Here is a 20259-nt window from a genome sequence, read left to right as displayed (position 1 = left end):
CTGCAGATGAGTGTTATGACACGCGCCTCGACGCTTGAGAGGGCTACGAGACACAGCTGCCCACGGTACCAGTCGCCCTCCGACCGGCCCAAACCGAGGGCCCGGAGCCCCGCCGCGGCCCCGCCGCACCCCTGCGACCGGCTCCGACCGGCCCAAACCGAGCGCAGTGCCCCGCCCATGGGACGATGGAGGCTACGTATAGATCCGACCCGAGGCGACAGGCGCCTCAAGAGACAGGACCCTGCGTGCCCGCGACCCCTAAGAATGTGCCCGAGCCGAGCCGTACGGACCCGGCGCTGATTCGCAATTTCTGCATCATCGCGCACATCGACCACGGCAAGTCCACGCTCGCCGACCGCATGCTGCAGCTCACCGGTGTGGTGGAGCAGCGGCAGATGCGTGCCCAGTACCTCGACCGCATGGACATCGAGCGCGAGCGCGGCATCACGATCAAGTCCCAGGCGGTGCGGCTGCCCTGGGCCCCGAGCGAGGGGCCGGATCAGGGCAGTACCCACATCCTCAACATGATCGACACCCCGGGCCACGTGGACTTCACGTATGAAGTCTCACGTTCGCTCGCGGCCTGTGAGGGCACGGTCCTCCTGGTCGACGCGGCCCAGGGCATCGAGGCGCAGACTCTCGCCAACCTCTACCTGGCGATGGAGAACGACCTCAAGATCGTCCCCGTACTGAACAAGATCGACCTGCCGGCCGCCCAGCCGGAGAAGTTCTCCGAGGAGCTCGCCAACCTCATCGGCTGCGAGCCGGAGGACGTGCTGAAGGTCTCCGCCAAGACCGGCATGGGCGTCGAGGCGCTGCTCGACAAGGTCGTCGCCGAGATCCCGCCGCCGGTCGGCGTCGCGGACGCCCCCGCCCGTGCGATGATCTTCGACTCGGTCTACGACTCCTACCGCGGCGTCGTGACGTACGTACGTGTCGTCGACGGCCAGCTGAACAAGCGCGAGCGGATCCGGATGATGTCCACCGGCGCCACGCACGAGCTCCTGGAGATCGGCGTCTCCTCGCCGGAGATGACCCCGGCCGACGGCATCGGCGTCGGCGAGGTGGGCTACATCATCACCGGCGTGAAGGACGTGCGGCAGTCCAAGGTCGGTGACACGATCACCTCCCTGAACAAGGGTGCGACCGAGGCGCTGGGCGGCTACAAGGACCCGAGGCCGATGGTCTTCTCGGGCCTGTATCCGCTGGACGGCTCGGACTACCCGGACCTGCGCGAGGCCCTGGACAAGCTGCAGCTCAACGACGCCGCGCTGGTCTACGAGCCGGAGACGTCGGCCGCGCTCGGCTTCGGCTTCCGCGTCGGCTTCCTGGGCCTCCTTCACCTCGACGTGATCCGCGAGCGCCTGGAGCGCGAGTTCGGGCTCGACCTGATCGCCACCGCCCCCAACGTGGTCTACCGCGTGATCATGGAGGACGGCACCGAGCACACGGTCACCAACCCGAGTGAATTCCCCGAGGGCAAGATCGACGAGGTGTACGAGCCGGTCGTGCGCGCCACGATCCTCGCGCCCAGCGAGTTCATCGGCTCGATCATGGAGCTGTGCCAGAACCGGCGCGGCGTCCTGCTCGGCATGGACTACCTCTCCGAGGACCGCGTCGAGATCCGCTACACGCTGCCGCTCGCCGAGATCGTCTTCGACTTCTTCGACCAGCTGAAGTCCAAGACCCGCGGTTACGCCTCGCTGGACTACGAGCCCACGGGCGAGCAGTCCGCGCAGCTCGTCAAGGTCGACATCCTGCTGCACGGCGACAAGGTCGACGCGTTCTCCGCGGTCACGCACAAGGACCAGGCGTACGCGTACGGCGTGCGGCTCGTCGCCAAGCTGCGCGAGCTCATCCCGCGGCAGGCCTTCGAGGTGCCCGTCCAGGCCGCGATTGGCTCCCGGGTCATCGCCCGCGAGACCATCCGCGCCATCCGCAAGGACGTCCTCGCCAAGTGCTACGGCGGTGACATCTCCCGTAAGCGGAAGCTGCTGGAGAAGCAGAAGGAGGGCAAGAAGCGGATGAAGATGGTCGGCTCCGTCGAGGTGCCGCAGGAAGCCTTCATCGCGGTGCTCTCCAGCGACGACAGCGGCGGCGGCAAGGCCAAGAAGTAGTCGTCGGGGCGCGGTCGAGGCGCTGCCACGCGGGCCCGGTGCACATGCGCACCGGGCCCGCGGCACGTTCCGGCGGGCCTGCTCGTTCCGTATGTGTGTCTGTGGGAAGTGACATCCAGTAGCCCCTTACGCGTCGGGCGTCCGGGCTCTACTCTGATCACCACTCGTAGGTTACTCGCAAGTTAAACAAGTAGCCCTGAGGGATGTAAGAAGCCAGCCGCCAGCCAGTTCGCCGCACTGTCGTGGGCCCGGAGGATGTCGTGAGCGACACACAGACCTTGATCGAGAACCGACCGCCCTCCGTGGCGCACCTCTTCCTGGAGCGCGTGGCGGCCACGCCGGACGCCGAGGCCTACCGCTATCCCGTCCCGGCGTCCTCCGGTGAGGGGCCCGACGAGTGGAAGGCGCTCAGCTGGGCGCAGGCCGCCGACCGTGTGCACGCCATCGCGGCGGGCCTGATCGAGCTCGGTCTGCGGGCCGAGGACCGGGTCGCCCTCGCCTCCTCCACCCGCGTCGAGTGGATCCTCGCCGACCTCGGCATCATGTGCGCCGGCGCCGCCACCACGACGATCTACCCGCAGACCAACGCCGGGGAGTCGGCGTTCATCCTCGCCGACTCCGGCAGCCGGGTGCTGGTCGCCGAGGACGCCGCACAGCTCGCCAAGGCCCGCGAGAAGCGCGCCGAGCTGCCCGAGCTGCGGCACGTCGTCGTGCTCGACGCGGCGGGCGCGGAGCCTGTCGACGGTGACCCCGATGGCTGGGTGCTGACCCTCGCCGACCTGGAGGCGCGCGGCGCGGCGCACCTGGAGAAGAACCCGGGCCTGGTCAAGGAGCGCATCGCGGCGATCACCGCCGACCAGCTCGCCACGCTCATCTACACCTCCGGCACCACCGGCAAGCCCAAGGGCGTGCGCCTGCCGCACGACAACTGGTCGTACATGGCCAAGGCCATCGCCTCGACCGGCCTGCTCGGCCCCGACGACGTGCAGTACCTGTGGCTGCCGCTCGCCCACGTCTTCGGCAAGGTGCTGACCTCCGGGCAGATCGAGCTCGGCCACATCACCGCCGTCGACGGCCGGGTCGACAAGATCATCGAGAATCTGCCGGTCGTGCAGCCGACGTACATGGCCGCCGTGCCCCGCATCTTCGAGAAGGTCTACAACGGCGTGGCCGCCAAGGCGCGGGCCGGCGGCGCGGCCAAGTACAAGATCTTCCAGTGGGCCGCCGAGGTCTCCCGCGAGTACGCGAAGACCAGCCAGGACAACTTCCGCAGGACGGGCACGCCCTCGGTGCCCTTCGCGCTGCGCGCCAAGCACAAGGCCGCCGACGCGCTCGTCTACTCCAAGCTGCGCGAGGCCTTCGGCGGGCGGCTGCGCGCCGCCGTCTCCGGCTCCGCCGCGCTCGCGCCCGAGATCGGCTACTTCTTCGCCGGCGCCGGCATCCACATCCTGGAGGGGTACGGCCTGACGGAGTCCTCCGCGGCCTCCTTCGTGAACCCGGGCGAGGCCTACCGCACCGGCACGGTCGGCAAGCCGCTGCCCGGCACCGAGGTGCGGATCGCCGACGACGGCGAGATCCTGCTGCGCGGCCCCGGCATCATGCAGGGCTACCACGGTCTGCCGGACAAGACGGCCGAGGTCCTGGAGTCCGACGGCTGGTTCCACACCGGGGACATCGGCGAGCTGTCCGTCGACGGCTATCTGCGGATCACCGACCGCAAGAAGGACCTGATCAAGACGTCCGGCGGCAAGTACATCGCGCCCGCCGAGGTCGAGGGCCAGTTCAAGGGCGTCTGTCCGTACGTCTCCAACATCCTGGTGCACGGCGCCGACCGGAACTTCTGCACCGCGCTCATCTCCCTCGACGAGCCCGCCATCCTCGACTGGGCCAAGGAGAACGGCCTGGAGGGCAAGTCGTACGCCGAGGTGTGCGCGGCCCCGGCCACGGTCGCCCTCGTCGAGGGTTATGTGAAGGAGCTCAACGAAGGCCTGCAGCGCTGGCAGACCATCAAGAAGTTCCGGCTGCTTCCGCGCGACCTCGACGTCGAGCACGGCGAGCTCACGCCCAGCCTGAAGCTCAAGCGCCCGGTCGTCGAGCGGGAGTACCGCCACCTCATCGACGAGATGTACGCGGGGTCGCGCGAGGCCTGAGCCCGCCGGGTGAGCCCGCGCCGCCCGCGGGCGGGACGTGGTGCCGTCTAGACGTCCCGCCCGCGGCGCATCTCCTGCACCAGCTCCTCCATGTGCGTGACGTGGCGGCGCAGTTCGAGGACGTCCTTGAGGCTGCTGGCCGCCATATGGGTCTCGATGGCCGTCAGACGGGCGGCCAGCTCGTCGAACTGACGCTGCTCCCTGGCCAGGATCCGCTCCAACTGCCGGTTTTTGCGGTGCAGTTCGAGGAAGACGGTGACCTTGGCGCGCAGCACCCACGGGTCGAAGGGCTTGGTGAGGTAGTCGGCGGCGCCCGTCGCGTAACCGCGGAAGGCGTAGCCCGCGTCGTTGTCGGTGCCCGTCAGGAAGATGATGGGCACGTCCTTCGTCTGGTCGAGCCGCTTGATGTTCGACGCGGTCTCGAAGCCGTCCATGCCGGGCATGCGGACGTCGAGCAGGATCACGGCGAATCGCTGGCGCAGGATCGCCTTCATGGCCTCCTCGCCGGAACGGGCCCGGACCAAGGGCTCGTTCAGGGATCCGAGGACAGCTTCGAGTGCCATCAAATTGTCCTCCATGTCGTCGACGAGGAGGATGCTCGCGCGGTTGTCGGTCGTGGCCTCAGCGCTCATGGTGACGGTGCCTCACTGGGGTGCCGGCGGAACAGCCTGCCCCTTCGGTGCGCACGGCTGTTCCGCGGCGGTGGATGCTGGGTCGGGGGAGATGGCCTCCCCGGTGTCGCCGGCCGCGCCCTCGGGGTCCAGGAGGGCGCAGACGACACCGAGGAGCTGGTCCACGTCCACGGGTTTCGGTACGTAGTCGGTGGCGCCCTGCGCGATGGCCTTCTCGCGGTCGCCGGGCATCGCCTTGGCGGTGAGGGCCACGATGGGCAGGCCCTGCCAGCGGGGGCTGCGGCGGATCGCGGCCATCGTCTCGTAGCCGTCCATCTCCGGCATCATGATGTCCATCAGGACGAGGTCGACGTCCGGGTTGCGCTCCAGCGTCTCGATGCCCTCGCGGCCGTTCTCCGCGTACAGGACGGGCATGCCGACGCGGCTGAGCACATGCGTGAGCGCGAAGACGTTGCGGATGTCGTCGTCGACGATGAGGACTCTGCGGCCCGGGAGTATGCGGCCCGGGCGCCCTTCCCGCCACTCCTCCAGCTTGGTCGGGGTGGGCCAGCTGTCGTCCGGCTCCAGCGTGCTGTGCGGGCGCTGGACGGCCTCTTCCACCGGCTCGGGCAGGAGCTGGGTGTGCGAGGCCGCGTACGCGATGGCGGCCGCGCCGTGGCCCGGGTGCACCACCGGCACGTACAGCGAGAAGGTCGAACCGCGGCCGGGGCGGCTCTCCGCGGTGATGCGCCCGCCGAGCAGGCCCGCGATCTCCCGGCTGATGGAGAGGCCGAGGCCGGTGCCGCCGTACTTGCGGTTGGTGGTGCCGTCGGCCTGCTGGAACGCCTCGAAGATCACCGGGAGTTGCTCGGCGGGGATACCGATCCCGGTGTCGCTGACCGCGAAGCAGAGCAGGTCGTCGTTGTCGTGCAGCATCCGGTCGCCGGCGCTCTCCTTGACCCGGCTGACCCGTAGCTCGACGCTGCCGGCCGAGGTGAACTTCACCGCGTTGGACAGGAGGTTGCGCAGGATCTGCTGCAGGCGCTGCTCGTCGGAGAACATCTCGCGCGGCACGTCCTCGCCCACCGACACGTCGAAGGCGAGGCCGCGGTCGAGGGTGAGCGGGCGGAACGTCGCGTGGACGTAGTCGAGGACCTTGATGAGCGGGAGCTTCTTGGGCCGTACGTCCATCCGGCCCGCCTCGATCTTCGACAGGTCCAGGATGTCGTTGATGAGCTGCAGCAGGTCCGAGCCCGAGCGGTGGATGGTCGTCGCGAACTGCACCTCCTGGTCGGAGAGGTGGTTGTCGGGGTTGTCGGAGAGCAGCCGGGCCAGGATGAGCAGGGAGTTGAGCGGGGTGCGCAGCTCGTGCGACATGTTCGCCAGGAACTCCGACTTGTACTGGGAGCTGGTGGCGAGCAGCGCGGCCTTCTCCTCCAGTTCGGCGTTGGAGCGGCGCAACTCCGCCTGCTGGCGCTGCAGTTCGTCCGAGCGCTCCTGGAGCTGGATGGCGAGCCGCTGCGACTCGCCGAGCAGCGACTCCGTACGGGAGTTGGCGATGATGGTGTTGATCGCGACGCCGATGGTGTTCACGAACTGGTCGAAGAAGGCCAGGTGGACGTCGGAGAAGCGGGAGAACGTCGCCAACTCGATGACGCCGAGCAGCTTGTCCTCGAAGAGGATCGGGATGATGACGACCGTGGCGGGCGCCGCGTCCCCGAGCCCCGAATGGATCTTGATGTACTCGGGCGGCACCTCCTCGACGAGGATCCGCTTCTTCTCCAGCGCCGCCTGGCGCACCAGCCCCTGCGCGGGCATCCCGCCGGTGTCGACGACCGAGCCCTGCGCCGCGCCGTACCCGGCGATGAACGCGAGGCCCTTGGCGGTGACCTGGGTGGGCGCCGGGGTCTCCGCGGTGTCCGGGTCGGCGAGGAAGAAGGCGCCGTACTGCGCGTTCACCAGCGGGGTCAGCTCGCGCAGGATCAGGTCGGCGACCTCCATCAGGTCGCGGTGGCCCTGCATCAGACCGGCCAGGCGGGCGAGGTTGGACTCCAGCCAGTCCTTGGCGCGGGTGGTCTCGCGGAGGTTGGAGACCATGAGGTTGATGTTGTCCTTGAGGTCGGTGACCTCGCCGCGCGTCTCGACGGTGATGGCGCGCGTCATGTCGCCCTGGGCCACCGCGGAGGCGACCTCGGCGATGGCGCGGACCTGGGTGGTGAGGTTCAGCGCGAGCTCGTTCACGTTCGTCGTCAGGCGCTTCCAGGTGCCGTACACGCCCTCGACCCGGGCCTGGCCGCCCAGCTGGCCCTCCGAGCCGACCTCGCGCGCCACCCGGGTGACCTCGGAGGAGAACGAGGAGAGCGTGTCCACCATGGTGTTGATGGTGGTCTTCAGCTCCAGGATCTCGCCGCGCGCGTCCACGTCGATCTTCTTGGACAGGTCGCCCTGCGCCACCGCGGTCGCGACCTGCGCGATGTTGCGGACCTGGCCGGTGAGGTTGTCCGCCATGTAGTTGACGTTGTCGGTGAGGTCCTTCCACACGCCCGATACGCCGAGGACCTGCGCGCGGCCGCCGAGCCGGCCGTCCGTGCCGACCTCGCGGGCCACCCGGGTGACCTCGTCGGCGAAGGCGCGCAGCTGCTCCACCATCGTGTTGACGGTGTCCTTCAGCTCCAGGATCTCGCCGCGCGCGGTGACCGTGATCATCTTGGACAGGTCGCCGTTGGCGACGGCCGTGGTGACCTGGGCGATGTTGCGGACCTGAGAGGTCAGGTTCGACGCCATGAAGTTGACGTTGTCGGTGAGGTCCTTCCACACGCCCGAGACCCCGCGGACCTGGGCCTGGCCGCCGAGGTTGCCCTCGGTGCCGACCTCGCGGGCCACGCGGGTGACCTCGTCGGCGAAGGCGGACAGCTGGTCGACCATCGTGTTGATCGTCGACTTCAGCTCCAGGATCTCGCCCTTCGCCTCGACCGTGATCTTCTTGCCGAGGTCGCCCTGGGCGACGGCCGTCGAGACGAGCGCGATGTTCCGCACCTGCGAGGTGAGGTTGTCCGCCATGAAGTTGACGTTGTCCGTGAGGTCCTTCCAGACCCCGGACACGCCCCGCACCTGCGCGCGGCCGCCGAGATTCCCCTCGGTGCCGACCTCGCGCGCCACGCGGGTGACCTCGTCGGCGAAGGCGGACAGCTGGTCCACCATCGTGTTCACCGTCGACTTCAGCTCCAGGATCTCCCCCCGGGCGTCGACGGTGATCTTCTGGCTCAGGTCGCCGTTGGCCACGGCGGTCGTCACCTGGGCGATGTTGCGGACCTGCGAGGTGAGGTTCGACGCCATGAAGTTGACGTTGTCGGTGAGGTCCTTCCACACGCCCGACACCCCGCGCGCCTGCGCGCGGCCGCCCAGCTGCCCCTCCGTACCCACCTCGCGGGCCACCCGGGTCACCTCCGCGGCGAACGCGGAGAGCTGCTCCACCATGGTGTTGACGGTCAGCTTCAGTTCGAGGAGCTCGCCGGTGGCCTCGACGGTGACCGTACGGGTCAGGTCGCCCTGCGCCACCGCCGTGGTGACCAGGGCGATGTCGCGCACCTGGGCGGTGAGCCGGGACGCCATCGTGTTGACGGCCTCGGTGACGTCCCGCCAACTGCCGGAGAGCCCGCGCACCTTGGCCCGCCCGCCGAGCCGCCCCTCCGTGCCGACCTCGCGGGCGACCCGGGTGACTTCCCCCGTGAAGAGGGACAGCTGATCGACCATCGTGTTGACGGCGCGGCCCAAGCGGCGCAGATCGCCCCGCAGCTCCCGGGTGCCGTCGTGCAGGTCGACGCGCTGGGTGAGGTCGCCGCCCGCCACCGCGTTCAGTACGCGCGTCGCGTTCGCCGCCGGGGCGACCAGCGCGTCGAGCAGGGTGTTGACCTCCGACACGCGCGCCGCCCACCGGCCCTGGCCCGGGCTCGCGGCGAACCGCTCGTCGAGCCGGCCGTGGCGTATGATCTCCCGCCGCACGCGCACGAGTTCGCCGTCGAAGTGCAGCGAACGGTCGAGCATCTCGTTGAAGGTCGCGTACAGCTCGGCGGTGATGCCGTCGCCGACCGGGTCGACCTTGGTGAAGTCCCCGTCCCGCGCGGCGCGCATGGCGGCGAGAAGCGGGCGCAGCTGACACATGGCTGAATCCGGACCGGATCCGACGCTCTGCGCGGGGACCGTGACGCGGTCTTCCCTCAGCGCAGGCATAGCACTGTTCTCACTCATAACGGCCCACTTCAGTGACTCGGTGCTTATGGGCATGGTCAGTCTGTCACCCTGTCGGTGTTGCCTGAGGCGTAATCGCCCGAACTGCTCAGGAGCCGAACCGTGGGGTCCATTCCGATGCAACGGGAGACCGAATATCGTTCCTCCGCCCTGGCGCCGGGTCGTGCCGGACCGCCGATGGTGGTGCGTACGTCGCTGCCCGGGAACCCTCTCGCGCCGGCCGCCGCACGCAAGTTCGTACGAGCGGCGCTCGCCGACTGGACCGAGCTCGGCCTGCCCGCCGCCAGGGGTTTCACCGACCGCCTCGCCGACGACTCGGTGCTGCTGGTCAGCGAGTTGGTGACGAACGCCGTCGTGCACGCGGGCACCGCCGTCGAACTGCTCTGCCGTCTCGACGACGCGGTGCCGGGCGAGAGCACGGAGACCCTCGTCATCGAGGTCTCCGACCACCACCCCTCCCGCGCCGTGCGCAGCGAGCAGCGCCCCCAGCCGCCCGGCACCCCCGAGTACGGGCGCGGTCTGCAACTCGTCGCGACGCTCTCCGAGTCCTGGGGCATCACCTACCGCGCGGGCACCAAGACCGTCTGGGCCCGGCTGCCCCTCGACGGCGTCGAGGCCGTCCACGAGATCGAGTCGTACGCGAGCGAGCAGGCGCTGCAGCGCGGACTGCGCGCCGCCGAGATCCTCGCGCCGCTGCCCAAGCACGCCCCGCACGACACGGAGTGGGTCAACCGCGGCGCGCTCACCTTCCTCGCCGAGGCGTCCGACCTGCTGGCCGGCCAGTTCGACGAGAACCTGGTGGCCGCCCTCGCCGGACAGCTGCTCGTGCCGCGGCTCGCGGACTGGTGCGCGGTGTGGCTGGAGGACGCGTCGGAAGGCGCGGGGCATGCGGCGACCGGGGCGTCCGGGGCGCGGCTCGCCCGCGTCTGGCACAGCAGCGAACACCGCATGGAGGAGCTGCGCCGCGTCCTGGAGAAGGAGCCGCCCCGGCTGCCCGAGGCGGCGGGCTCCAGCGCCTTCCCCGTGCCCTGGCCCGGCGAGGTCCTGCCCGGCGGGACCGCGGGCGCGGCGCTGGCCTACCGCCTGGTCGCGGGCGGCCGCGCGCTGGGCACGCTCGTGATCGGCCGGGCGGGGCTCGTCCGGTTCGCCGACGAGGTCACCGGCCTCATCGAGGACTTCGCCCGCCGCGTGGCGCTCGCCATCAGCACCGCGCGCCGCTACCAGCGCCAGGCCAACATCAGCCAGGTGCTGCAACGCGGGCTGCTGCCCAGCAAGGTCGCGGAGATCCCCGGCGTGGAGAGCGGCGTGGTCTACGAACCGCGCGACAAGGGCGGCCCCGGCGGCGACTTCTACGACGTGTTCCAGGCGGGCGAGGGCCGCTGGTGCTTCGCCCTCGGCGACGTGCAGGGCAAGGGCCCCGAGGCGGCCGTCGTCATCGGCCTCGCCCGCCCCTGGCTGCGGCTGCTCGCCCGCGAGGGCTACCAGGTCGCGGAGGTCATGGACCGGCTCAACCAGCTGCTCCTGGACGACGCGACGGAGGCGGCGGACGCGGCGGCGGCGGTCGTCGCGGTGGCGGGCGGCCAGGGCGTCTCCCCGGACGGGCCCACCTCGCGCTTCCTCTCGCTCCTGTACGGGGAGCTCGTTCCGTACGAAGGGGGCGTGCGCTGCACCATCGCGTGCGCCGGGCATCCGTTGCCGCTGCTCATGTCGCCCGACGGCGAGGTGCGGGAGGCGGCCACCCCGCAGATGCTGCTCGGGGTGCTCGACGACGAGACGTACACGAGCGGGACCTTCGAGCTGCGGGCCGGCGAGACGCTCCTGTGCGTCACGGACGGGGTGACCGAGCGGCGCTCGGGAGGGCTCCTGTTCGACGACGACAACGGCCTGGCACAGGCGCTGGCCGGCTGCGCGGGGCTCGACGCGGTGCTGGTGGCGGAGCGGATCCGGCGGCTCGTGCACGAGTTCTCCGACCGGCCGCCGGACGACGACCTGGCGCTGCTGGTGCTGCGGGCGGGGTGAGCGGAACGGCGGCCGCCCGCCGTGCGGGACAATCGAAGGTATGCCTTCCGCACTGCCCGACGGCGAGCCCATGCCCGAGGACGGGTCGCTCCCCGCGTCCGCCCTGGCCGGCGCGGCCTCCCGCCCCCTCGGCTTCTACCTGCACGTCCCGTACTGCGCCACGCGCTGCGGCTACTGCGACTTCAACACCTACACCGCGACCGAGCTGCGCGGCTCCGGCGGAGTGCTCGCCTCCCGCGACAACTACGCGGACACCCTGACCGACGAGGTGCGGCTCGCCCGCAAGGTCCTCGGCGACGACCCGCGGCCGGTCCGCACCGTCTTCGTCGGGGGCGGTACGCCGACGCTGCTCGCCGCGGGCGATCTCGTACGGATGCTGGGTGCCGTACGGGACGAGTTCGGGCTCGCGGACGACGCGGAGATCACCACGGAGGCGAACCCCGAGTCGGTCGACGCGGCGTACCTGGCGGAGCTGCGGGAGGGCGGCTTCAACCGGATCTCCTTCGGCATGCAGAGCGCGAAGCAGCACGTCCTGAAGATCCTCGACCGCACGCACACGCCGGGGCGGCCCGAGGCGTGCGTGGCCGAGGCGCGGGCGGCGGGCTTCGAGCACGTGAACCTCGACCTGATCTACGGCACGCCGGGGGAGACCGACGACGACTGGCGCGCCTCGCTCGACGCGGCGATCGGCGCGGGCCCGGACCACGTGAGCGCCTACGCGCTGATCGTGGAGGAGGGCACGCAGCTGGCGCGGCGGATCCGGCGCGGGGAGGTGCCGATGACCGACGACGACGTGCACGCGGACCGGTACCTGATCGCCGACGAGGTGCTCGGGGGCGCGGGCTTCTCCTGGTACGAGGTGTCCAACTGGGCCACGTCCGAGGCGGGCCGCTGCCTGCACAACGAGCTGTACTGGCGGGGTGCGGACTGGTGGGGGGCCGGGCCGGGGGCGCACAGCCACGTGGGGGGCGTGCGGTGGTGGAACGTCAAGCATCCCGGGGCGTACGCGGGGGCGCTGGCGGGGGGTGGGTCGCCCGGAGCCGGGCGAGAACTCCTCTCCGCGGAGGACCGACGAGTGGAACGCATCCTCCTCGAGCTCAGGCTGCGCGACGGCTGCCCGCTGTCGCTCCTCAGGGAGGAGGGGCTCTCGGCCTCGCGCCGGGCGCTGGAGGAGGGCCTCCTGGAACGCACCCCGTACGCGGAGGGCCGCGCGGTCCTCACCCTGCGGGGCCGCCTGCTGGCGGATGCGGTGGTACGGGACCTGGTGGACTGACCCTGGCCCCTGGGCCTCCCGCACCCTCGATCCGGCGCCCGGCGCCGGGGCGGGTGGGGCCCCCGCCGCTCCGCGCCGGGCCCAGGCGGGGGTGGGCTCCCCCGACCCCCCTCTGACGGCACAAACAGCCCCGCCGCTCCGCGGCGGATGTTCCCCACCCACCCACCCGTTTACCCCGCGCCGCATGGTTGGAGTAGGGGCGGGTGGGTGAACCCACCTCGCGCTGTGCGGCTGGAGTGGGGGCTGGGTGGGTGGGTTTTCGGGTCGCGGGGTTCGGTTGGGGTGGGTGGGGTCACCTCGTGCCGCTCGGCTGGAGTAGGCCCGGGTGGGTGGGCTTTCGCCGCGACGTCCGGTTGGGGTGGGGGCACCGGGTGGGTGGGTTTTCGCGTCGCGATGTCTGGCTGGAGTGGGGCTCGGGTGGGTGGGGTCACTTCGCGACGTCCGGTTGGAGTGGGCCGTGGTGGGTGGATTCACCGCGACGTCCGGTTGGAGTGGGGGCCGGGGGGGGTGGGTTTTCGCGTCGGGGGGTTCGGTTGGCATGAGGGCTGGGTGGGAGTCACCGCGCCGTCCGGCTGGAGTGGGGGCCGGGTGGGACGGTTTTCGCGTCGCAGGGTTCGGCTGGAGTGAGGCACCGGGTGGGTGGGGCTTCACCTCGCGGCGTACTGCTGACGTGGGGTGGAGGCGGGTGGGTGGGTTGTGTCCCCGCCTCGTACTGCTGGGGTAGGGCGGGCGTCGTGCGGTTGCCCGGGGCTGGAAGCGTTCACGCCCCGCGGTGTCGCCCCACCGGGCCGCACCCGCGTACGAGACGGGAGGGGACGTGGGGGTATGTGCGCACGGAGCACCGAGCACGCTGTAGCAATGTTGTTCGCGAGGCGTGGCGAACAGTGGATGGCGAGTACGCACATACCCCCGCGGCCCCGCACCCAAAAACAAACCCAAGGCGCAGACGCCCACGCTCCCGCGGCCCCGCACCCAAAAACAAACCCAAGGCGCAGACGCCCACGCCCCCGTGGCCCGCACCCACAAACGAACCCAAGGCGACACCCGCCCAGGGCACCCCCGCCAACCCCCTACGCCAGCGTCACGAAGTCGATCAGTTCCTCCACGCGGCCCAGGAGTGCCGGCTCCAGGTCCTTGTAGCTGCGCACCGAGCCCAGGATCCGCTGCCACGCCGCCCCCGTGTTCTCCGGCCAGCCGAGCGCCCGGCACACGCCGGTCTTCCAGTCCTGGCCCCGCGGGACCCTGGGCCACTCCGCGATGCCGACCGACGCCGGCTTCACCGCCTCCCAGACGTCGATGTAGGGGTGGCCCACCACCAACGCGTGCGCGCTCGTGACCTCCGCCGCGATGCGGGACTCCTTGGAGCCGGGGACCAGGTGGTCCACGAGGACGCCGAGGCGCGCGTCCGGACCCGGTGCGAACTCCGCGACGATCGCGGGCAGGTCGTCGATGCCCTCCAGGTACTCCACGACCACGCCCTCGATGCGCAGGTCGTCGCCCCAGACCCGTTCCACCAGCTCCGCGTCGTGCCGCCCCTCCACGTAGATGCGCCCCGCCCGGGCGACCCGGGCCCGCGCCCCGGGCACGGCCACCGACCCGGAGGCCGTACGGGAGGGCCGGGGCGAGGGCGAGGAAGGTGAACCCGCCGCGGGGCGGACCAGCGTCACAGGGCGGCCGTCCAGGAGGAACCCCCGCGGCTCCATGGGAAAGACGCGGTGCTTGCCGAAGCGGTCCTCCAGCGTCACCGTCGGCCCCTGCGCCGTCTTCTCGCACCGGATCACCGCCCCGCAGAAACCGGTGGTCAGCTCCTCGACCACGAGGCCGGCGTCCGCCGCCACCTCCGGTACGGGCTTCGGCTTCTTCCAGGGGGGCGTGAGATCGGCGGAGTACTGGCGCATTCTGCCGACGATAGGAAGAGTCGCGGCCGACCGGGTCACGACACGCCGAAGCGCTCCGCCAGCGTGTCGCGCTGCGCGCGGACAAAGGCCGCATTCACCGCGGCACCGTGCCCCGGCACGTACACCGCGTCCTCGCCGCCGAGGTCGAGGAGCCGGTCCAGCGCCGCCGACCAGTGCCGCGGCGCCGCGTCCGGACCCGCCTGCGGTTCGCCCGACTCCTCGACGAGGTCTCCGCAGAAGACCACCTCCCGCCCGCCGTCGGTGCCCGGCACCAGGACCGCCAGATCGTGCGCGGTGTGCCCGGGGCCGACGTTCGCGAGCAGCACCTGGACGCCGCCCAGGTCGAGCGTCCACTCCCCGCACACCAGATGGTGCGGGCGGACCAGGAGGTCGGCCGCCTCGGCCGCCGCCCCCGCGTCGAGACCGTGCCGCACCGCGTCCGCGCGCAGCTCGTCGCGCCGCTCGGTGAGGACCGTCTCGACGCCCACCGCCCCGTACACCCGCACCCCCGCGAAGGCCGCCGCCCCGAGCACGTGGTCGAAGTGCGGGTGGGTGAGTGCGAGATGGGTCACCCGGCGGGCGCCGCCGAGGACGCGGCGGGCAGCGGTGCGCAGGGCCGCGCCCTCGGCCAGGCTCGACCCCGCCTCGATCATGAGCGCCGCGTCGTCGCCGACGACCAGCCCCGCCGTGCAGTCCCAGACGGGCAGCCGCCGCCGCCCCACCCGCGGCGCCAGCCGTTCCCAGCCCGCCGCTTCCCATGCCGGCCTCACGTCCATACGGTGACGCTATCCGCACCGGCCGTCTCCGGCAGGACACCGGGGGGCCGCCCTTGCCGGGGCCGTACCCCACGCCCGTACACTGACCCTTTGGAAGACTGGCACTCACCCGCGGGGAGTGCCAGGCGGGGGCTCGGGGGACACCGGGGCCCGTCGCGGACCGTGGACGACGCAGACAGCTGGAGGTGTGCGCGATGCTCAATGAACGCAGGCTCGAAGTGCTGCGCGCCATCGTCCATGACTATGTCGGGACGGAGGAGCCCGTCGGCTCCAAGGCGCTCACCGAGCGGCACCGTCTGGGGGTCTCCCCGGCCACCGTCCGCAACGACATGGCCGCGCTGGAGGAGGAGGGGTTCATCGCCCAGCCGCACACCAGCGCCGGGCGCATCCCGACGGACAAGGGCTACCGCCTGTTCGTCGACAGGCTCGCCGGTGTGAAGCCGATGACCGCGCCCGAGCGCCGGGCCATCCAGAACTTCCTGGACGGCGCCGTCGACCTCGACGACGTGGTGGGGCGCACGGTGCGGCTGCTCGCGCAGTTGACGCGGCAGGTCGCCGTCGTGCAGTACCCCTCGCTCACGCGGTCCACGGTGCGGCACGTGGAGTTGCTCTCGCTGGCTCCCGCGCGGCTGATGCTCGTACTGATCACGGACACCGGCCGGGTCGAGCAGCGGATGATCGACTGCCCGGCGCCGTTCGGCGAGAGTGCGCTCGCGGATCTGCGGGCGCGGCTCAACAGCCGGGTGGCGGGCCGCCGCTTCACGGATGTGCCGCAGCTCGTGCAGGATCTGCCCGAGGCCTTCGAGACCGAGGACCGCGGCACCGTGTCGACGGTCCTCGCCACCCTCCTCGAGACGCTCGTGGAGGAGACAGAGGAGCGGTTGATGATCGGCGGCACCGCCAATCTCACCCGCTTCGGACATGACTTTCCCCTCACCATCCGGCCCGTGCTGGAGGCACTGGAGGAGCAGGTCGTGCTCCTCAAGTTGCTTGGTGAGGTACAGGATTCGGGTATGGCCGTACGGATCGGTCACGAGAACGCCCATGAGGGACTCAGCTCCACGTCCGTGGTCTCGGTCGGCTACGGTTCGGGGAGCGAGGCAGTCGCCAAACTCGGCGTGGTCGGACCGACCCGCATGGACTATCCGGGAACGATGGGAGCAGTACGCGCAGTGGCACGTTACGTCGGACAGATCCTGGCGGAGTCGTAAGTGGCCACGGACTACTACGCCGTACTCGGCGTGCGCCGCGACGCTTCCCAGGACGAAATCAAGAAGGCCTTCCGCAGGCTGGCGCGTGAGCTTCACCCGGACGTGAATCCGGACCCGAAGACTCAGGAGCGCTTCAAGGAGATCAACGCCGCGTACGAGGTGTTGTCGGACCCGCAGAAGAAGCAGGTCTACGACCTCGGCGGGGATCCGCTGTCCCAGGCGGGCGGCGGCGGAGGCGCGGGCGGCTTCGGCGCCGGTGGCTTCGGCAACTTCTCCGACATCATGGACGCGTTCTTCGGTACGGCGTCGCAGCGCGGGCCCCGCTCGCGCACGCGCCGCGGCCAGGACGCCATGATCCGCCTGGAGATCGACCTCGACGAGGCGGCCTTCGGCACCACCAAGGACATCCAGGTCGACACGGCGGTCGTCTGTACGACCTGCAGCGGTGAAGGCGCCGCGCCGGGGACGTCCGCCCAGACGTGTGACATGTGCCGCGGTCGCGGTGAGGTGTCGCAGGTCACGCGGTCCTTCCTCGGCCAGGTCATGACCTCGCGGCCCTGCCCGCAGTGCCAGGGGTTCGGCACGGTCGTGCCCACCCCGTGCCCCGAGTGCGCCGGCGACGGCCGCATCCGGTCGCGGCGGACGCTCACCGTGAAGATCCCGGCCGGTGTCGACAACGGCACCCGGATCCAGCTCGCGGGCGAGGGCGAGGTCGGCCCCGGCGGCGGCCCCGCGGGCGACCTGTACGTGGAGATCCACGAGCTGCCGCACGAGGTCTTCCAGCGGCGCGGCGACGATCTGCACTGCACGGTGACCATCCCGATGACGGCGGCGGCGCTCGGCACGAAGGTGCCGTTGAAGACGCTCGACGGCATGGAGGAGATCGACATCCGGCCGGGCACGCAGTCCGGCCAGTCGGTCCCGCTGCACGGCCGCGGCATCACGCATCTGCGCGGCGGCGGCCGCGGTGACCTCATCGTGCACGTCGAGGTCCTCACGCCCACGAAGCTCGATGCCGAGCAGGAGCGGGTGCTGCGGGAGCTGGCGCAGCTGCGGGGCGAGGAACGGCCCACGGGGCAGTTCCAGCCGGGGCAGCAGGGGTTGTTCTCGCGGCTCAAGGATGCGTTCAACGGGCGGTAGCGCCTGGAGCGGTGACTTCGGCCCCCGGCGACGGTTCCTCCGTGCCGGGGGCTTTGTCTGTCGTCTCGTCCGCGGGTGGTGGGGGCTGGTCGCGCAGTTCCCCGCGCCCCTAAAAGCACCGCCCGCGCCCCCCCTGGCGGGCCGCGCAGCGGCCCGTTCAGGGGCGCGGGGAACTGCGCGAGCAACCCCAGGCGGCCCGCACCCGCCAGCGGGGTGTAGGGGGCAGACGGGCCGGCGCGCCCCTGGGGGCCGCGTAGCGGGCCCTGAAGGGGCGCGGGGAACTGCGCGAGCAACCCAGCACGGCCCGCACCCGCCGGGCGGGGGCCAGAGGGCAGACGAGGCGGCGCACGCCAGACGCACGCCCGGCGCGGGGTACGCGATTCGGTGCGGGTCAAGACGCGTGGCACGATGCGTGCATGAGCTCCGCACCTACCGATCTCTGCCGCCACCCGATCGTGCAGGCGCCCATGGCGGGCGGCGCCAGTGGGCCGCAGCTGGCCGCCGCCGTCGCCGAGGCCGGTGGGCTCGGGTTCCTCGCCGCCGGGTACAAGACCGCCGACGGGATGTACCAGGAGATCAAACAGGTGCGGGGGCTCACCTCGCGGCCCTTCGGCGTCAACCTGTTCATGCCGCAGCCCGACACCGCGGACGCCGCCGCCGTCGAGGTCTACCGCAGCCAGCTCGCCGGCGAGGCGACCTGGTACGAGACGGAACTCGGCGACCCCGACAGCGGACGCGACGACGGCTACGACGCCAAGCTCGCGATCCTGCTCGACGACCCGGTGCCGCTGGTCTCCTTCACCTTCGGCTGTCCCACCCGCGACGTCCTCGACGCCTTCGCCCGGGTCGGCACCCAGACCGTCGTCACCGTCACCACGGCCGAGGAGGCCCAGACCGCCCAGTGGGCCGGCGCCGACGCCGTCTGTGTGCAGGGCATCGAGGCGGGCGGGCACCAGGGGACGCACCGGGACAACCCCGAGACCGACGGCGCCGGGATCGGGCTGCTCTCCCTCATCACCCAGGTCCGCGAGACCGTGCAGATCCCCATCGTCGCGGCGGGCGGCCTGATGCGCGGCGCGCAGATCGCCGCGGTGCTCGCGGCGGGCGCGGACGCGGCACAGCTCGGCACCGCCTTCCTGGTCACCCCCGAGTCGGGCGCCAACCCGCTGCACAAGCAGGCCCTGACCAACCCCTTGTTCGTCCGCACGGAGCTGACCCGCGCCTTCTCCGGCCGGCCCGCCCGCGGCCTGGTCAACCGGTTCATGCGCGAGCACGGCCCGTACGCCCCCGCCGCCTACCCGCAGGTCCACCACCTCACCAGCGGTCTGCGCAAGGCCGCGGCGAAGGCCGGGGACGCCCAGGCCATGGCGCTCTGGGCCGGGCAGGGCCACCGGCTCGCCAGGGAGCTGCCCGCCGGACAGCTCGTGGAGGTGCTCGCCGCCGAACTGGCCGAGGCCAGGGCCGCGTCGGCGGGCGGCGCTCCGGGCCTGCCGGGAACCCCGGGCACTCCGGGCACGCCGGGCGGTGCGGTGTGACCGCGCCCGTCTTCGTCGTCGAGGACGTCACCGCGGGCGGCGACGGACGGTACGTACTGGACGGGCCCGAGGGGCGGCACGCCGTCTCCGTGAAGCGGCTGCGCGCCGGTGAGGACGTCGTCCTGACCGACGGGGCCGGGCGGTGGGCCCGGTGCGAGGTCCTCGGCACGGAGGGCAAGGACCGCCTCGTGCTGTCCATGGACGCCGTGTCGGAGGAGCCCGAGGAGTCGCCGCGCATCACCGTCGTGCAGGCCCTGCCCAAGGGCGACCGGGGCGAACTGGCCGTGGAGACCATGACGGAGACCGGCGTCGACGCCGTCGTCCCGTGGACCGCCGCGCGCTGCATCACGCAGTGGAAGGGCGACCGCGGCCTCAAGGCCCTCGCCAAGTGGCGGGCCACCGCGCGCGAGGCGGGCAAGCAGTCGCGCCGCGTCCGCTTCCCCGAGGTGGCCGACGCCGCCTCGACCAAGCAGGTCGCGGCCCTCCTCGCGGACGCCGACTTCGCGGCCGTCCTGCACGAGGAGGGCAGCGAGCCGCTGGCCACCGCCCAACTTCCCGCCGCCGGACACATCGTGCTGGTCGTCGGCCCCGAAGGGGGCGTATCGCCGGACGAGTTGGCGGCCTTCTCGGACGCGGGCGCGAAGCCGTACCGTCTGGGACGCAGCGTGCTGCGCACGTCGACGGCGGGGACGGCGGCGACCGCGCTGCTGCTCGGGCGGACGGGCCGCTGGTCCTGACCCCACCCCTTTGAAGGCTGACGGCCACATGGGAGGCCACGTTGGAACTCGCCCAGGTCCGGCTGCTCGTCACGGACTTCCCCGCCTGTTACCGCTTCTACGCCCATGTCCTCGGCCTCAAGCCCCAGTCGGGCGCCGAGGAGGGCCCGTACGAGAAGTTCAGCCCGGCCGTGGGCGCCGCGGGCATCGCGCTGCAGGACCGCTCGATGATGGCCGGACTCCTCGGCGAGCTGGCCGAGCAGGCGTCCGGGCACCGCTCGCTGGTGGTGCTGCGGGTCGACGACCTGGACGCGTACTGCGCGCGGATCGTCGAACACGGGGGCGTCCTCGCGCACGGCCCGGCCCCGATGACCGAACGCATGCGGGTGGCCCATCTCAAGGACCCCGAGGGGAACTTGGTGGAGCTCCAGGAGTGGCAGCTGCTGCGTTCCTGAGGAATCGTTCCCGCCGAAAGCCACTGGGCGCATCGGACGCAAACCGGTCTACCGCCCCGCCGCCCGCGGTGGCACCCTGCCGCACATGGGGGCATTGAGGCGCATACGAC

13 protein-coding genes are annotated in these 20259 nt (G+C 71.5%); 9 read left to right on the top strand and 4 right to left on the bottom strand.

Going from position 1 to position 20259, the window contains the following annotated elements:
• Positions 1-245 precede the first annotated feature (245 nt).
• Complete coding sequence (lepA, locus tag ACFYO9_RS15550; protein WP_355808385.1) at positions 246-2117, top strand: translation elongation factor 4; 1872 nt, start codon at positions 246-248, stop codon at positions 2115-2117.
• 260 nt (positions 2118-2377) lie between these two features.
• Positions 2378-4267: a long-chain fatty acid--CoA ligase gene (locus ACFYO9_RS15545; protein WP_358775950.1), complete on the top strand. Its 1890-nt coding sequence runs from the start codon at positions 2378-2380 to the stop codon at positions 4265-4267.
• Positions 4268-4314: 47 nt separating this feature from the next.
• Here the strand turns inward: ACFYO9_RS15545 and ACFYO9_RS15540 are convergent, their stop codons facing one another.
• Together ACFYO9_RS15540 and ACFYO9_RS15535 are read right to left on the bottom strand one after the other, a co-directional pair.
• Entirely contained in the window at positions 4315-4899 is a 585-nt protein-coding gene (locus ACFYO9_RS15540; protein ID WP_355808391.1) for a response regulator, read from the bottom strand.
• A gap of 12 nt (positions 4900-4911) precedes the next feature.
• Complete coding sequence (locus ACFYO9_RS15535) at positions 4912-9009, bottom strand: HAMP domain-containing protein (RefSeq protein ID WP_355809015.1); 4098 nt, start codon at positions 9007-9009, stop codon at positions 4912-4914.
• Positions 9010-9228: 219 nt separating this feature from the next.
• Here ACFYO9_RS15535 and ACFYO9_RS15530 point away from each other — a divergent pair, with 219 nt between their 5' ends.
• Both ACFYO9_RS15530 and hemW read left to right on the top strand, forming a co-directional pair.
• Positions 9229-11145 (top strand): SpoIIE family protein phosphatase, encoded by a 1917-nt coding sequence (locus ACFYO9_RS15530; protein WP_388666322.1) that lies wholly within the window; start codon positions 9229-9231, stop codon positions 11143-11145.
• A 40-nt stretch (positions 11146-11185) separates the two neighbouring features.
• The gene (gene hemW, locus ACFYO9_RS15525) at positions 11186-12418 is read left to right on the top strand and encodes a radical SAM family heme chaperone HemW (protein ID WP_355808394.1); all 1233 of its coding nucleotides are present in this window, start codon (positions 11186-11188) and stop codon (positions 12416-12418) included.
• 1070 nt (positions 12419-13488) lie between these two features.
• Here the strand turns inward: hemW and ACFYO9_RS15520 are convergent.
• Positions 13489-14316 (bottom strand): DUF3097 domain-containing protein, encoded by an 828-nt coding sequence (locus ACFYO9_RS15520; RefSeq protein ID WP_358778883.1) that lies wholly within the window; start codon positions 14314-14316, stop codon positions 13489-13491.
• Between the two features lie 35 nt (positions 14317-14351).
• On the bottom strand, positions 14352-15092 hold the full coding sequence (locus ACFYO9_RS15515; RefSeq protein WP_388666319.1) for an MBL fold metallo-hydrolase: 741 nt from the start codon (positions 15090-15092) through the stop codon (positions 14352-14354).
• Between the two features lie 194 nt (positions 15093-15286).
• Here ACFYO9_RS15515 and hrcA point away from each other — a divergent pair, with 194 nt between their 5' ends.
• The 5 genes from hrcA (at position 15287) to ACFYO9_RS15490 (ending at position 20149) form a co-directional block, all read left to right on the top strand.
• Positions 15287-16303: a heat-inducible transcriptional repressor HrcA gene (gene hrcA, locus ACFYO9_RS15510; protein WP_358705168.1), complete on the top strand. Its 1017-nt coding sequence runs from the start codon at positions 15287-15289 to the stop codon at positions 16301-16303.
• Complete coding sequence (gene dnaJ / locus ACFYO9_RS15505) at positions 16304-17443, top strand: molecular chaperone DnaJ (RefSeq protein WP_355808403.1); 1140 nt, start codon at positions 16304-16306, stop codon at positions 17441-17443. It abuts the gene before it with no gap.
• Between the two features lie 416 nt (positions 17444-17859).
• Positions 17860-18978: a nitronate monooxygenase gene (locus tag ACFYO9_RS15500; RefSeq protein WP_355808406.1), complete on the top strand. Its 1119-nt coding sequence runs from the start codon at positions 17860-17862 to the stop codon at positions 18976-18978.
• Positions 18975-19715: a 16S rRNA (uracil(1498)-N(3))-methyltransferase gene (locus tag ACFYO9_RS15495; protein WP_355808408.1), complete on the top strand. Its 741-nt coding sequence runs from the start codon at positions 18975-18977 to the stop codon at positions 19713-19715. Before ACFYO9_RS15500 ends, ACFYO9_RS15495 begins: the two co-directional genes overlap by 4 nt.
• A gap of 41 nt (positions 19716-19756) precedes the next feature.
• A complete protein-coding gene (locus tag ACFYO9_RS15490; protein ID WP_358778882.1) occupies positions 19757-20149 on the top strand; it encodes a VOC family protein in 393 nt (130 codons plus the stop codon).
• The last annotated feature ends 110 nt before the right edge of the window (positions 20150-20259 follow it).

This window comes from Streptomyces sp. NPDC005863 (assembly GCF_042871345.1).
Classification (GTDB): domain Bacteria; phylum Actinomycetota; class Actinomycetes; order Streptomycetales; family Streptomycetaceae; genus Streptomyces.
This window is presented reverse-complemented; position numbering and strand designations above follow the sequence as displayed.